General features: G+C 37.2%; 9 protein-coding genes. 6 read left to right on the top strand and 3 right to left on the bottom strand.

Annotated features, from left to right (window positions below; translation table 11 throughout):
* Window positions 1-26 precede the first annotated feature (26 nt).
* The 3 genes from hppD to EOK74_RS03675 all read right to left on the bottom strand — a co-directional run bounded on the left by hppD (window position 27) and on the right by EOK74_RS03675 (window position 3737).
* The gene (gene hppD, locus EOK74_RS03685) at window positions 27-1055 is read right to left on the bottom strand and encodes a 4-hydroxyphenylpyruvate dioxygenase (RefSeq protein WP_205964500.1); all 1029 of its coding nucleotides are present in this window, start codon (window positions 1053-1055) and stop codon (window positions 27-29) included.
* A gap of 77 nt (window positions 1056-1132) precedes the next feature.
* Window positions 1133-2536, bottom strand: coding sequence for an undecaprenyl-phosphate glucose phosphotransferase (locus tag EOK74_RS03680; protein WP_133468566.1), 1404 nt, complete (start codon window positions 2534-2536; stop codon window positions 1133-1135).
* Between the two features lie 553 nt (window positions 2537-3089).
* Window positions 3090-3737, bottom strand: a complete 648-nt coding sequence (locus tag EOK74_RS03675; protein ID WP_133468565.1) for a hypothetical protein — start codon at window positions 3735-3737, stop codon at window positions 3090-3092.
* Window positions 3738-4146: 409 nt separating this feature from the next.
* Here EOK74_RS03675 and EOK74_RS03670 point away from each other — a divergent pair, with 409 nt between their 5' ends.
* The 6 genes from EOK74_RS03670 (at window position 4147) to EOK74_RS03645 (ending at window position 12880) form a co-directional block, all read left to right on the top strand.
* Window positions 4147-4722 (top strand): D-sedoheptulose-7-phosphate isomerase, encoded by a 576-nt coding sequence (locus EOK74_RS03670; protein ID WP_133468564.1) that lies wholly within the window; start codon window positions 4147-4149, stop codon window positions 4720-4722.
* Window positions 4723-5022: 300 nt separating this feature from the next.
* Window positions 5023-6252, top strand: coding sequence for a hypothetical protein (locus EOK74_RS20925; RefSeq protein WP_205964498.1), 1230 nt, complete (start codon window positions 5023-5025; stop codon window positions 6250-6252).
* A gap of 67 nt (window positions 6253-6319) precedes the next feature.
* Window positions 6320-6886, top strand: a complete 567-nt coding sequence (gene gmhB, locus EOK74_RS03660; RefSeq protein ID WP_133468563.1) for a D-glycero-beta-D-manno-heptose 1,7-bisphosphate 7-phosphatase — start codon at window positions 6320-6322, stop codon at window positions 6884-6886.
* Between the two features lie 460 nt (window positions 6887-7346).
* Window positions 7347-9452: a M4 family metallopeptidase gene (locus EOK74_RS03655; RefSeq protein ID WP_133468562.1), complete on the top strand. Its 2106-nt coding sequence runs from the start codon at window positions 7347-7349 to the stop codon at window positions 9450-9452.
* Window positions 9453-9766: 314 nt separating this feature from the next.
* Complete coding sequence (locus EOK74_RS03650; protein WP_133468561.1) at window positions 9767-11128, top strand: cytochrome-c peroxidase; 1362 nt, start codon at window positions 9767-9769, stop codon at window positions 11126-11128.
* A 687-nt stretch (window positions 11129-11815) separates the two neighbouring features.
* Window positions 11816-12880, top strand: a complete 1065-nt coding sequence (locus tag EOK74_RS03645; RefSeq protein WP_133468560.1) for a GHMP family kinase ATP-binding protein — start codon at window positions 11816-11818, stop codon at window positions 12878-12880.
* The last annotated feature ends 18 nt before the right edge of the window (window positions 12881-12898 follow it).

The following is a 12898-nucleotide window of genomic DNA, read 5'->3' as shown; positions in this document are numbered from 1 at the left end:
GTTCAATACTTGCCCTGTTGAATATATCAGATAACACCACGCCGCTCTTGATCTAACTCAATAGACTCAAATAGGGCTTGAAAATTACCTTCACCAAATCCTTTGTTACCTTTTCGCTGTATATATTCGAAAAAGATAGGCCCTATGCTGTTTTTGGTAAATATTTGCAATAGGTATCCACCGCCCTGCTTTTCACCACCGTCGACTAATATTTTTTGAGCTTTTAGTTGATTAACTGATTCTCCATGCTCTGGAAGTCTGGCATCTAATAATTCGTAATAGGAGTCTGGAGTGTCTTGAAACTCTACATTACTTGCTCGTAAGTTTTCTACAGTATTGAATAAGTTGTTAGAGCGTAAGGCAATATGTTGAATACCTTCGCCATTGTATTCTTCTAAATATTCAGCAATTTGGGATTTACTATCTTTCGTTTCATTCAGTGGAATAATCACTTTGCCATTGGGGCTAGCTATTACCTCGCTGAGTAACCCTGTTTTCTTACCTTCTATATCAAAGGTTCTTAAACTAGCAAATCCAAATAGCTTTCCATAAAATTCTTTTTGTTTTTTTATACCACCAGAATACAAATTATGGGTTAAGTGATCGACTTCACAAAGGCTGTTATCGAACAAAGGAAGTATGGCTGAATCTGTATCAAAACTTTCTAGAAGAACTGCTTCTGTTTCTTTATCTACTAAATATACGATTGAGTGTCCAATACCCTTGATGGCAGGAATGGCGTAATTTACTTGTTCGGCGGACTCGGCTCCTAATTCAAGCAATTGTTCGTAAGCACTTTGACTATTTTCAACTTTAAACCCTAATGCTGAAGCGCCTCTATTATGTATATCCCTGAACTTTTTGACGTTACCAGTATTAGAAGGGTTAGAAATGAAATTAATATTACCATGTTGGTGTAAGGTGATTTGGCTATCTTCTTTATGAGTAGAAAGCTTCATACCCATACTATCAAATAACTCAACCAACAAACTTGGTTTGCTTCCAGTAAACTCTACAAAACTTATACCCTCAACATTTACAAAACTATTTTCCAAACCAATTTTCCCTATATAAATATTATTTCTTGAACGTATATAAAAAGCTTACAATTTGTTAAATGCTGCCTTTTTCATCAATATGCGTTTTTATCATTAAAACTTCTTAGGAAAGTAAAAATAATAATTTTGAAGTCTAGCCAAAGAGACCAAGTTCTTATGTATTCTAAGTCTAGCTCGATGCGTTTTTGCATTTTATCTAACGTATCTGTTTCACCTCTGGCTCCATTAACCTGAGCCCATCCGGTGATTCCTGGTTTAACTTTATGTCGTAACATATAAAAGTCTATAAGTTTGCGATATTCTTCATTATGTGCTACAGCGTGAGGCCTTGGGCCAATTACTGACATATCGCCCTTTAATACATTGATAAATTGTGGAAGTTCGTCCAACGAGGTTCGTCGTAAAAATGCTCCTACTTTAGTGATACGAGCATCGCCTTTAGTTGCTTGAGTGACTACATTCGCATTCTCTGTCACAGTCATGGACCTAAATTTCCACATTTTAATCTTACGACCATTAAGCCCATACCTATCTTGTTTAAAAATAACGGGGCCCTTCGAGGTAAGTTTTACCGCAATAGCAATAAAAATCATAGGTATAGCGATTAGGCTCATTATTATGGTTGCTAAAAACATATCTTCTAATCGTTTTAGTGCCCCTAAACTGCCTTGCATAGGGTTGTCATAGACACTTATGGTTTGAATATCACCGACATGTGACATCTCACCATGCATTAACGTGTAAATGAATAGGTCTGGCACAACGTGTACATTCGCCGTTGAGTCACCCAACTCATGCAAAATATCTTGAATTCTTACCTTAGCAATCATAGGTAGAGAAATGTAAATCACATCATACTTGCCGTTTTTAGCATTCTGTATTCCTTCTGCGATGCTGCCTCTCAGGTAATAATGATAGTTTTTATCTAATCTATCCTTACTGCGGTCATCATAAAATGCACTTAAGCGATATCCCGTTTCGGGGTTATTAATAACTTCATTTGCCAAGCGTCCGCCTTTCTCTGACAATCCAAAGATTGCAATGTTGCGAGTGTTGTATCCTTTACGACGCATGTTGCGTAAAAAAAGTTGAAAACAATAGCGCCAAGTAATTAGAGAAAATAGACTTAAAACCATCCAAGTACTTAAAGAAACTCTAGAAAAGTCATCACCACTTTTAGAAAAGAAAACGTAACCCAACACTAAAATTCCAGAACATACCCAGCAACATATAGTGTAAAAGATTATTTGTTTAAAAAAACCAGCCCGCCATGAGCGATATAAAGCAAAAGACTCTGCCGCTAAGGCAAAGCCCACTGAGCTGATTAGAGAAACTGTAAAGTAATGTTCGTCATAATTATGTCCATATGCAATGACGCTTATGTATAAAAGTATTTGTATTACAATTACATCAACTAACCGGTATGCGGCTGCCAATCTGTTTGTGTTGTTTTTAACCATGCCATGTTGAGTAGCCATACATCTTATCCTTACCCATTTTGATTTAAATTAGCAGAAAGTTGCTATTTAAATTATCCAAACACTATGCTTACAAGGTATAAAATGCCGTTCAGCTTATAGAGTCGCTTTTATTCTGTCTATATTCTAGCGACATGTAACCTTGCGATTTTCCAGAGTGTTCTGTGACACTTATTATTAATTTTCAAATCAATATTTTATCTGTGGCGTTGGTTGAAGCATATTTTAAGCCACTCTGATTGCGTAATAATGAATCCCCATTTTAAATGAAATTAATTTCTTTGTTTGTTAATTTTTTATGATTATTTTGTACTTGTTTGATGCAATCGGTTAGTTTAAAAGTGAAATTTATCAGCAGTTTTTTTGAGCTATATCTATTTCTTTATTGGTCGAGTCGTTTTTGACTCTAATTAGTACATGCTTTGTGCTAAATCAGTGCAGAAGTAGGTTGTTTAAGTTTATAACTCTTCTCTTACATCAAATAAAAAGCACTAAATGTGAGCGCTTTTTTAATGTTTGTAACTAGCACTAGCCAAAGGTAAGGTGTTTCTTTTTACCTAGTCTTACGGCGTGAATTAGCAATCAACCCTAGCACTGATAGGGCTAAAATAGTGATGGTGGTAGGAGCAGCTACTTCAGCTGTTGCTTCTTCTGGAGTAATCAAATCCACATCAATCATAAAGTCGAAACTGCCGCTACCTAGTAACATGCTTGAACCTCGCCCTAGATAATTAGGGTTAGTTCCGGTTAATAGCATTGAGTAATATAGTTCATCTTCATAATTATCTGAATAGGTCGCAGTAACTGATGAAAGAGCAGTGTCGTAGGTGAAAGCATGACCAGGACCTGTGCCCGAAGCATCCCCAAAAGCAGTGTCAAATACCAAGCCTGCATTTAATCCTTCGATTAATATTGATTCAATACTTCTAATAGTCGTTAAAGTCCAAGTGCCTGAAAGTGAGCTAGGATAAACAGGGCCAATTGTGTCGCCTTCTTGAGTCAGTGACCACACTCTATTCCCCACGCCGCCAGATTCTGACCCTGTAGCTTCCCAGACATCAGACTGAGTGTCGCCATTACCAAAGGTTACGGTTACTAATAGCCCGGTCATGTCAGCGCCAGTAACAATGTTGATTAATCCAGCTTGAGCATTACCTGCGGTAAATGTCGCTAAGAACCCTAAAATTAACAGTTTTTTCATACCTACTTCCTTAGTATTTTAAGAGCACTATAGAAATTTGTTAGCTTGTTCTATATCAAATGGGATATGGTTGCAATATCATCGTGCTTTAAGCATTATTTATGCCTTGTTTTTTTATTTTCTTTTAAAACATAGGTTTACTGTGATTTTGTTGGTTTTGGAACTAGTGTTTACAACCATTTTGTAAATTTATTTGACACCATGTGAGTGGTTACATTCTGTCCACCTGAATGTATGCCTTATTCATCTAAAAGTAAATGTTTTAGTCGGCGAGCTTTTTGATTTTAGTTTGATCAAAAAATGATTTGGCGTACAGTTTGCAGGTTAATACTGTTTTTAAGTTTATCTGATTTAAGTTTTAGTCTTAACAGGAACTAATTTTGCGAGTACATAAAAAGGAGAATACATAGTGATAAATGCTATACAGGAACAAATTAAGGCATCAATAGAGACCAAAGAAATTGTTTTAAAAGATGAACAATTACAACTTGAATTGGTGAGGTTAGTGGAGGCGTGCTTAAAGTCTTTATCTGCTGGAGGAAAAATTATTTTCTGTGGAAACGGTGGTAGCTTTGCTGATGCTCAGCATTTATCTGCTGAGTTTACTTCTAGATTTATGTTTGACAGAGCGCCTTTGCCTTCACTTGCCCTAGGAACAAATAGCTCAGCAATAAGTGCCATTGGGAACGATTATGGATACGAGTTTGTTTTCTCTAGAGAGTTACAAAGTATTGCTACTTCAGATGATGTATTTGTAGCAATATCCACTAGTGGCAATAGTAAGAATGTCATAGCAGCTATTGAAGTAGCAACAGAAAAGTCAGTTCCAACTTACGCTTTTACTGGCGCTAATGGTGGAAAAATGAAGTCGATGTGCAATGCACTTTGTATACCTTCTAATGATACAGCTAGAATTCAAGAGTGTCATATCTTACTCGGTCACATTCTTTGTGGGTTAGTGGAAAAGCAGTATTTTGCGGGATAGATGCTTTTCAAAATTTTATGGGCTAATTGCTTTTTAACTCCTTCATTTTGAAATGAGTCATTATGATAATTTATTGTTGGTATGATTAAATTTCTGTATTTAGAGTCTTTAACGAATTAGCACATAAAAATCACTTACCTCTATACACCATTATATTTATGAATACCGAAGGCTAGAGGTAAGTTTATTAGGATAGTGTCAAGTTTAACTATACTAATAACCAATATTCGCTTTGGTATTTATAATTTTATGCCAAATTAGAGCGCTTATTGTTATTTACCTAACGAATAAGTGACATATATGAATCAAATTATATTGCCCTCAAAGCCTATTAAAACAATAGTTGTGTCAGGCTATAAACTTATATTGGTTGTGTTAGTTAGCTTTTTATTATTTGGTTGCAGTGGCAGTGAGCCAGAAAGCACAAGTGTTGCAGATACTCCTGATCCTGTCATTGTTACTCCAGAACCAGAACCAGAACCAGAACCAGAACCAGAACCAGAACCAGAACCAGAACCAGAACCAGAGCCAGAGCCAGAGCCAGAGCCAGAACCAGAGCCAAAATCAACTGCTAAGCCTGCGCCTCAAGGTATCTTCCATAGTGCCGGAGTTATTAAGTCAAGTAGCGCACGGGCCAGCCTGGTTAGAGAAGATATCGACGGTCAAGACTATGTGTCAGGAACATTAGTTAGAGTTAGTTGGAAAGTTATTAACCCTTCTGAAGGTGTCTTTGATTTTAGTTCGATTGAGAAAGAACTTACACAGGCTGCCATTTACGATACCGGCATTAATTTAGCAGTGGTCGATAGTAAAGAAATACCAGAGTTTGTTTTGGAACAATGTGAGACATTTTCCTATGTTTTTCAGGCCGCCGACACGTTTGAAACATGTTTACCATGGGATACAAGTTATCAAGAATTTAAAAGAGAACTAATTTCTAAATTAGGTGCAGAGTTTGACAGCCACCCCAACTTATCTTCAGTTTATTTTACGTATGCAGCCATGACTAACGGAGTGGAAATGCATTGGAGAGTTGATGAAGATGAGTATAGGGAAGCTGGGTATACTGCAGATAAACTATCTCAAGCATATAATGATGTCATGGATATATATGCGGATTCTTTTGAAACCACCTCTGTTCTTATGGAGATTCATTCAGTGTTTAATGAGTCATATTTGGCTGATAGTGCTTTCGAATATTGTTATGATACCCTTGGTTCTCGTTGTGGTGTTGCTATATGGTGGTGTGCATCGAGGATGGCAACGGATCCTAAAGAAGCAGAGTATAAGGTTTTCCATATTGCTCAGCAGGCTACAGAATTATCGTTTGCTGTATGTCAAACAATAGGAAGCTTTACTACTTCTCCTGAAAGGTTTGATGAAGATCTAGGCTGGACATCGGAAGAGGCTCTGAGATATGAGATGGAATTTTTCTTAGACGAAGGATTCAATACATTTGAGTTGTGGAGTAACGATATAACTAACCCTTCTTTAGTTGAAATTATTACTGAAATATACCCTCAAAAATAAAAGTAACATTGCCATACTTAAATTGTAATAATGTTCAGTATAAATATTAGAGGATGAATAGGCTAATATGGACAAAGGTTTAACAAAGGCAAGCTCGAAGGCCTTCTTTTTAGATAGAGATGGTGTCATAAACGTAGACCATGGATATGTCCATAAAATTAAGGATTTTGAGTTTTTTCCTGGAGTTTTTGAGGCTTGTCAAATTATCGCTCAGGCCGGGTTTAAAATTGTTATTGTCACAAATCAAGCTGGTATCGGGCGTGGTTATTATACTGAGCAAGAGTTTAATGAGCTAACATCATGGATGGTAGAGCAATTTGAACAGCAAGGTGTTTCGATATCAGAAGTTCAGTTTTGTCCTCATCATGCTGAGTCTGGAATTGGGCATTATAAACAAGAATGCTCTCACCGTAAGCCCAACCCTGGAATGCTATTAACCGCCGCAAAAAACTTGAATATTTGTTTAAATCAATCAGTTTTAGTGGGTGATAAATATTCTGATATGTACGCTGGGGCTAATGCTGGGGTAGAGGCTTTATTTTACGTTAATAAGAACGAACTTGAAGTTAAAGAGTCAGATTTTTTTACACGTTGTCATAGTCTGCACCAAGCCGTAACTTTATTTTTTGATTAACAACACATGACTTTGCATTAGCTAGTCGTATAGAAACTTTAATAAGTAAATGAGTGGCTAAGGTTGTACCTTTAGTTTAATCCAACTTACTTCCCACCCAAAAAAACCTTAAATACTATTATCCTGCTCTGTTTCTTAACTCATTGAAAATTATAGTTTTTACATTTTAATCAAAGTTAATTAATTGCTAATGACAGGTTGTCAGTTTGCGCTATACTAGGTTTCCTAGTTTTGTTTTAAAGCAAAACTTAGGAAATTGGCAATGCGTCAATAGCAAGAATTGTCAAAGTTTAATCTAATAAATATAAACATTATTCTCGATGATTCAGGGAACTTTGAGCGGTATTCATATTTTGTTTTGATTTTTAAAGCTTCTAGAAATACAAAGTCGATAGTCGAGCTCAACAAAAGGATAACGGCGATGTTAAATGCTATAGCAAAGCCTGTTAAGTGAGAAAAAATGAAAATAAAACACTCTTTATTGTTAAGTACATTAGCTGCCAGTGTCATTGGTACCAACTTAGTAAATGCGGCAGAACGTAATTTTTTAAGGGACAATGACATTAAACTCTCTGCTCATAAATTAGGGCAAACCTCAATCAATGCAATCAATGATCTTAAGTCATTGGTTGGTCTATCTGGACTAAGTTCACTAAAAGTTAAAAAAACACTGACAGACGATAATGGTTCTACAACAACCCGCTATGAGCAAACCTATGGCGGTTTACCGGTTATTGGTGATGACGTCATCGTTTCTTTAAATGCAGATGGAACATTTAAACGAGCCCACGGTGCGGTATTGCTTGGGATCGATAATGATTTGGCGGACGTTACTCCTCAAATTGAAACAAACACTGCGATTAGTATTGCAAAAAAATATACTCAACCAACTATAGATGTTCTTCCAAGCTTTTCTGGTGAAAAGTCTCGACTTGGGATTTGGCTAGATAAGTCTGGCAAAGCTAAGTTGGTTTATGAAGTTAGTTATGTTCAGCATACAAATAAGCCATCTCGTCCCCATTTAATGGTGGATGCTAAAACCGGTGAAGTGTTAGATTTTTTTGATAATCTACAGACATCAGATGCGACTGGCCCGGGTGGTAATGAGAAAACAGGTGAATATTATTATGGGGTAGATTTTGGTAGCTTAAATGTTACAGAGGCAGGCTCTACTTGCACCATGGAAAATGAAAACGTTAAAACTATCAACCTTAACCACAGAACCTCTGGTTCTGACTCCTATTCTTTTACATGCCCAGAAAATACCTTCAAAACTATCAATGGTGCATATTCACCATTAAACGATGCTCACTTCTTTGGTGATGTAGTGTTTAATATGTACAACGACTGGGTAGGCTCGCCTCCTTTAACTTTTCAACTCCAAATGAAAGTTCATTATTCTAGACGTTATGAGAATGCCTTTTGGGATGGTTCTTCAATGACGTTTGGTGATGGGGCAAACACTTTTTATCCGTTGGTTAGTTTAGATGTTTCCTCCCATGAAGTGAGCCATGGTTATACTGAGCAAAACTCTAATCTCGTATACTCTGGAAAATCAGGAGGCCTGAACGAGGCGTTTTCTGATATGGCTGGTGAAGCTGCTGAATATTACATGTTAGGAGAAAATGATTGGCTTGTGGGCGCGCAAATATTCAAAGGTGAAGGCGCTCTGCGATATATGAATAACCCTCCATTAGATGGGCGTTCAATTGATAATCAAGCTGATTTTACTAATGGCATGGATGTGCATTTTAGTTCAGGGGTTTATAACAAAGCTTTTTATCTTTTAGCAATCAGCTCTGGTTGGGATACCCAAAAAGCCTTTCAAGTTTACGCTAGAGCAAATAGTAACTACTGGACTTCAAATGTGGATTGGGATCAAGCTGGTGATGGTGTAATGGATGCTGCCTGTGACTTAGGGTTTGATGTTGATCAAGTTGAAGCTTCCCTTTCTGCTGTTGGGGTTTCATCGAGTGTTAGTGATGGAAGTGTGTGTAATGGTTCTTCTAACCCTGTGCCCATTGCTGAGTTTACTGAGTCATGTACAGATTTAGTTTGCTCTTTTGACGGAGCAAATAGCTTTGATGATGGTACCATAGAGTCCTATGAGTGGGATTTCGGTGACGGCGCAGTTGCTACTGGCGTTAATACTGAACATTCATACTTCTCTGCTGGCACCTATACCGTGTCATTAACAGTAACCGATGACTTAGGAGCAATGGATACAGCTTCTCAGGTGGTTACAGTGATAGACCCCACTAATGGTGGATTAGACCCAAAAAATGAAGTGATAACTGATGTCTCTATTGATAGAAGAAGCTATAAACGTTTCGAAGTAGAGTTAGAAGATGGATATTCTAATTTTACTGTAACTACATCAGGGGGAACGGGTAATTTGGCTTTATATGTTCGCCCTTCAAGTGGTCCTGCTGCATGTAAATCAAGAACTGCTGGTAATGATGAAACTTGTGTTGTTGCAAACCCCGCTGGTGGAACTTGGTACATCGATCTTGTATCTGGCGCCGCATCATCTGGTATTACTTTAGAGTACACCGCTACACCCTAATATTTAAAACTAGATTTTATAGTTAGTTATCAATTCAGGGGGACTTCATCAGTCCCCCCTTTTTATTTCCATGAAAAGCTATCTGTGCCATCTTTGTTATAAATTTTTTTAATGGTGGTACAAGCACTAGTGCTTAAGTGGTCGTAGCAGATAAATGATGGATTGATTAATGCATACTAAACGAACAATTCGTTAGGTCCACTAATCAATAACGGTACACAAGTTATCAATATTGGAAGGGCTTAAATTTAACAGCTTATAGGGATACTGTGGGTGACTTACTTTAGTAACTCATCAATTTAAGGAAATATTATATGAAAAAAGTTTGTTTTATTTTAATCGTTGCAATAACAAGTATTGGCAGTAATTACGCCGCAGAATTGCCTGAACCCATTGAAAAAACTGACTATTATGATGATGGTACTCCCAATGAGCTTAAGGTTAACTTAGGTAATTTACTATTTTTTGATAAAATCCTTAGTGGCAATAAAAACATTTCTTGTGGTACTTGCCATAGTCCCTTTATGTCCGGTGGTGATGGTTTATCCTTAGGTGTAGGGGAAGGAGGCGAGCATCTAGGTCCTATGCGAACTTTAGGTGCAGGTGAGCAAGCTATTGCATCAAGAGTCGCCCGTAATGCACCATCTTTGTGGAATGTTGGAGCGGCTGAGTTTACAAAGCTAAATTGGCAAGGTGTTCATTCTTATAACGCTGAAAGAGATCAGTTAGAGCTACCTTCTGGTCCAGCTACTCCTGATGGATTGGATAATGTATTAGCGGGACAGGCACTTTTTCCCGTGACCAATGTCACTGAAATGCTAGGGCAGCTAGGTGACAATGATATTATAGATGCGTCTATTGGTTTTCCCAGAGGCACTCCTTTTCTTTTTCCCCCTCAGTGGGATGCAATAGCTGCTCGTCTGCAACAAATTCCTGAATATGTAAGTTTGTTCATAGATGCGTTTTCAGAAATTGATAATGCTGAAGACATTACATTTGTGCATGCTGCTAACGCAATCGCAGCATTTGAAACTCATGCGTTTCGATCCAATCAAAGCCCCTTCGACCGTTATTTAAATGGAGAAAGGCAAGCTCTGACTGTAAAGCAGAGAAGAGGGTTAGATCTATTCTACGATAGAGTTAATGGGGTTGGGGCTGGGTGTTGGTCTTGTCATTCTGGGGCATTTCAAACAGATCATAATTTTCACGCTATAGCTGTGCCACAGTTTGGGCCTGGTGTATTGCCTGCACCAGAGTATCAGGATTATGGTAGAGAGGAAGTAACTAGAGATCCAGCTGATAGGTTTAAATTTAGAACTCCTTCATTACGAAATGTGTCTATCACTTTCCCTTACGGACATAATGGCGCTTTTGGTAGTTTAGAGGCAATGATCAAGCACCATTTGAGTCCCGTCGACTCCTTAAATAATTGGGATAAATCACAGGTAACTATGAAAGTCAGTGATGAATTTAATGATGTCGATTTTGAGGGTTATGATGATCTAACTTTACGTGAAGAACTTGCCGATGCAAATGAGTTAAACCCAGTGCAATTATCTCAATCTGAAATAGATGACCTTATTGAGTTCTTAAATGCATTGACTGACCCAACTGTATTGAACATGCATTGGATGATCCCATCAGAAGTGCCTAGTGGTCTTCCAGTTGGTGATTGATGATTTTTTACCTTGTTAGAAAATAGCATATGTAGTTACAGGTTTTGTGTGTCAGTATTTTTTACAGTTTTTTATTTTGAGGTAATTTATTTGCTCAAATAATTGAAATATTGAGTAATTATTTATGGTCCATTTAATGCATTGTTACTATGTATTGAGTCGGTGTATGTAACTGGAATGAGCAAAATAGCTTGATTTCTATAAATTAAGCGATTGAAATTAATAAGGTTTTTATTGGCTGTTTAATTAATGATTGTTCGCTTTAAATTATCTGAATGGGTTAAAGCGATACATATCTCACTTTATTGCACAAGAATGGCACATTTACTGCCTGTTTGATGTGAGCATATGTTAATTGGTAATTTAATATGTAGTTCCAAAAATATAAAACATAGTTAAGTACATTGTGGTTGTAGATGTATTTAATGATGATTAAGTTTTTGTTTTATATCTAAAATTTATTTATATTGGCTTGCGGTATCATTTTGTAAACTTGATTTTTATGGATGGGATAAAGGTACAGAAGCCAGCATAAGTGTTAACTTTATGTTTGTGCACTTCTATGGTTCAACGTTATAGTGTTGTGCCTTTAAAGATGTATCTCATTTGAATTTGTTTGCCAATTTATTATGGTTTAATTAAATTTAATGTGCTCGATTAGAGCAAAGAAATGGAGGGGCAAAACCCATGGAAGTTTTTCGTTCAAGAGCACCACTGCGTATTAGCTTTGCTGGTGGAGGTACCGATGTTAACCCATTTGCTTCTTTATATGGTGGATTCGTACTTAATGTAACCATAAACAAATATGCATATACGAGTATAGTCAGAACCAAAAGTTCAAACGTTTCGGTCACATCTTATGACTTCGAAAAAACAACAGAGTTTTGTAGTCAATCTTTAGCAACGCTTGAGAATGATGCATGTTTTGTTCGTTCAGTTTATCAACATTTAATGTCAAAAGCTTCGGGACTCGATGTTATCACCCATAATGATGCACCTCCAGGTTCTGGTTTAGGCTCTTCATCTGCAATGATGGTATCTATCATTGGGGCATTTAAAGAAATGGAAAGTCAAGTTATGAGTCCTTACGATATCGGGCGCTTAGCTCACGATATTGAGCGTTTGGAACTAAAACAATTAGGGGGGATGCAAGATCAATATGCCAGCGCCTTTGGTGGCTTCAATTTTATGGAGTTTGATGGAGATAGTGTCTTAGTCAATCGCCTAAAAATCGACCCCTGGGTAGTTAGAGAGCTTGAGTATAATATGATCTTGGTTTACACCCAGAAATCTCGCCTTTCATCAAATATTATCGAAGACCAAATCAAAAATGTTAAAGCTAATAAAGCAGATAATATTGATGCAATGAAGCAGATAAAACAACATGCTCAAGATATGAAGCGAGTGTTACTTACGGGTAAAACCAATGAATTTGGTGAGTTGTTACATGAAGCATGGCAACAGAAAAAAATGATGGCTTCTTCTATAACCAATGATGAACTTGACGAGATGTATGATGTTGCTAAGAAAGCAGGAGCTATTGGTGGCAAGGTCAGTGGTGCTGGTGGCGGTGGCTTCATGATGTTTTACTGTGAAAGTAATAAAAAACGTGACGTGGTGAGTGCTTTAGAAAAAATGGGTGCTAGGGTCGAAAGCTTTAAATTTGAACTTGAAGGTGTCGAAAGTTGGCGAAATGTGAGGTCAGAGCAAAAATTTAAACGTCACTTTAGTCCAGGATTTTTAGCGCAATAATAAAACTTAGGGATATAA

Origin of the sequence: Paraglaciecola marina (assembly GCF_004360155.1) — a bacterium.
In the GTDB taxonomy this organism is placed as follows: Bacteria; Pseudomonadota; Gammaproteobacteria; order Enterobacterales; family Alteromonadaceae; genus Paraglaciecola; species Paraglaciecola marina.
The sequence above is the reverse complement of the archived record's forward strand: the minus strand, read 5'-3'. Positions and strand labels throughout refer to the sequence as shown.

Excerpts from the sequence above, each read along its gene's own strand:
- EOK74_RS03680 (WP_133468566.1), bottom strand. The coding sequence starts at position 2,536 with ATGGCTACTCAACATGGCATGGTTAAAAACAACACAAACAGATTGGCA.
- EOK74_RS03655 (WP_133468562.1), top strand. The coding sequence starts at position 7,347 with ATGAAAATAAAACACTCTTTATTGTTAAGTACATTAGCTGCCAGTGTC.
- gmhB (WP_133468563.1), top strand. The coding sequence starts at position 6,320 with ATGGACAAAGGTTTAACAAAGGCAAGCTCGAAGGCCTTCTTTTTAGAT.
- EOK74_RS03645 (WP_133468560.1), top strand. The coding sequence starts at position 11,816 with ATGGAAGTTTTTCGTTCAAGAGCACCACTGCGTATTAGCTTTGCTGGT.
- EOK74_RS03650 (WP_133468561.1), top strand. The coding sequence starts at position 9,767 with ATGAAAAAAGTTTGTTTTATTTTAATCGTTGCAATAACAAGTATTGGC.
- EOK74_RS20925 (WP_205964498.1), top strand. The coding sequence starts at position 5,023 with ATGAATCAAATTATATTGCCCTCAAAGCCTATTAAAACAATAGTTGTG.
- EOK74_RS03675 (WP_133468565.1), bottom strand. The coding sequence starts at position 3,737 with ATGAAAAAACTGTTAATTTTAGGGTTCTTAGCGACATTTACCGCAGGT.